We start from the raw sequence: 1,843 nt of genomic DNA on the forward strand, positions 1-1,843 counted from the left end.
AAGGAACTAAAAAAAATGCCAACAGAGCTTAGACTTTCGATAACTTATGATCAAGGTAAAGAAATGAGTAACCATAAGCTATTTACAAAAGATACTCAAATGAAAGTATATTTTTGTCATCCGGGAAGTCCTTGGGAAAGGGGGACTTGTGAAAATACGAATATGCTAATAAGAGATTTCTTTCCTAAAAAAACTGACTTTAATGATATATCAAGAAAAGAACTGAAAAGAGTCCAAAAGCTTTTAAATGAGCGTCCAAGAAAAACGCTTGGCTGGAAAACTCCCGCGGAAAAAATAAAGGAAGTGTTGCGTTAAACTTTAGAATCTATCTCTTTTAATAATTGCTCTATATTTCCATTATCATATGTTCCCAATAATCTACCAAAGTAAAACGATAAGAAAAAGTATTCAGAGACAGAAAAAGTTCTTTGCTTTATAATATCCCCATCTTTCGTTACTTTTGCGCTTATAACAATTCTACCTATTTTCCCGTTACATTCACACTCACCCAATGGCTGATAGAATGTTGTTCCTTTCATTAACACCGGATGGAGATCATAACTTACGCAATTAGATAGTGACAATAATAAGAAGAAATAAGATAGATTGCTGAATCGGATCTTTTCCATTTAAAAAACTTCCCCTGTCACATAATAGCTTTTGTTAGTAAAACCTAATGGATAACCAACATAAATCCATAGAGAAGACGTAAACAATCCCAAGGGATTGGGTAAAACACTTAAAGTAAACCAAGATTTATTATAAATTCGGACTTTTAACTTTTTTAATCCTTTCGCACCAGGATACTTTTTTAGTTCTTTTTCAATACCCTCCTGAATGGTTTGGTTGGAGGAAAAACCATAGCTAAACCAGTAGAAGTTAGTTTGATCTAATTCAAAATCAGTGATTTTATTGTTATTCATGTCAGAGAAATAAAAATCGTAATTCGAATTATCAATTTTTAGTTCCAATGAATTACAACCAGAACCAATAAAAAAAATAGGAAGAATTAATATTGTATTAAACAATTGCTTAACATTCATGTTGAACCTCACTCCTCATAAGCACCACAAATAGCTCTTAATCTCGTAACACACATATAACTATAAACTATGTCCAAAGGTCTACTTGAATCTCTTCTCCTATAATTTGGAGATGAGAAAACGAAGAAATTGATAATTGGAGATAAAACTGGAATTGGGGTGCGCCTATTTTCCCAATTTTCCCTTGATCGAAAATAATCATAGGTTGCGAAAAAGGATGCCATCTCACAGGCCACACTTAACTCTCCATTCTCTTCACAGATTTTATTTAAAAGCGTCATCTTTACATATCGCTTTAAAAAAGGTTCCGAATATGTATTTCGATTTGAAATTAGCCACTTGTCAATACCCACCCGTTGTTTGTGCAAAAATCTATCAAATTTCTTTCCTGCTTGGCCAAAAGTTTCTCCAATAATTGATCGATTGAAACCTTTCGAAATTGAGTTGCTGCTGAACTTATTATTCATTTTATCTCCAAAATCCTTACCCATTGCATGCCCAACAATTCTATTAAACATATGTATGTGCTTATTTCTCCCACTTGGATCTACAAAGGCTATCGGATTCCCTTCCACATACATCATTCGGTTCATCCCTTGCTCCTTATTTGGAAACACCTGACCATCGTTACTCACAAACCTGCCAAGAGCCGCATCGTAATACCTAGCCTTGTAGTAATACAACCCGCTTTCCTGGTCCTCTTCTTGTCCCGTATATTTGAATTTAGTAATGTCTGGTCCATACGAGTCCGTTCTAAATATCTCCCCATACGGTTTATACGTGATATGACTTTTACCACC

4 protein-coding genes are annotated in these 1,843 nt (G+C 34.3%); 1 reads left to right on the plus strand and 3 read right to left on the minus strand.

The window, feature by feature from the left end:
* Positions 1-315, plus strand: a 315-nt coding sequence (locus tag LEP1GSC199_RS19805) for an IS30 family transposase (RefSeq protein WP_039927556.1), incomplete at its 5' end; no start/stop codon positions are given.
* Here the strand turns inward: LEP1GSC199_RS19805 and LEP1GSC199_RS19810 are convergent.
* From LEP1GSC199_RS19810 to LEP1GSC199_RS20580, 3 genes are all read right to left on the minus strand, one after another.
* A complete protein-coding gene (locus LEP1GSC199_RS19810; protein ID WP_157356654.1) occupies positions 312-539 on the minus strand; it encodes a hypothetical protein in 228 nt (75 codons plus the stop codon). The two genes, LEP1GSC199_RS19805 and LEP1GSC199_RS19810, sit on opposite strands and share 4 nt — an antisense overlap.
* Positions 540-629: 90 nt before the next feature.
* The gene (locus LEP1GSC199_RS19815; protein WP_002991213.1) at positions 630-1,043 is read right to left on the minus strand and encodes a hypothetical protein; all 414 of its coding nucleotides are present in this window, start codon (positions 1,041-1,043) and stop codon (positions 630-632) included.
* An 8-nt stretch (positions 1,044-1,051) separates the two neighbouring features.
* Positions 1,052-1,843 (minus strand): RHS repeat-associated core domain-containing protein (locus LEP1GSC199_RS20580; protein WP_198288807.1); only part of this gene is annotated, 792 nt, incomplete at its 5' end.

Source organism: Leptospira vanthielii serovar Holland str. Waz Holland = ATCC 700522, assembly GCF_000332455.1.
Lineage (GTDB): Bacteria > Spirochaetota > Leptospiria > Leptospirales > Leptospiraceae > Leptospira_A > Leptospira_A vanthielii.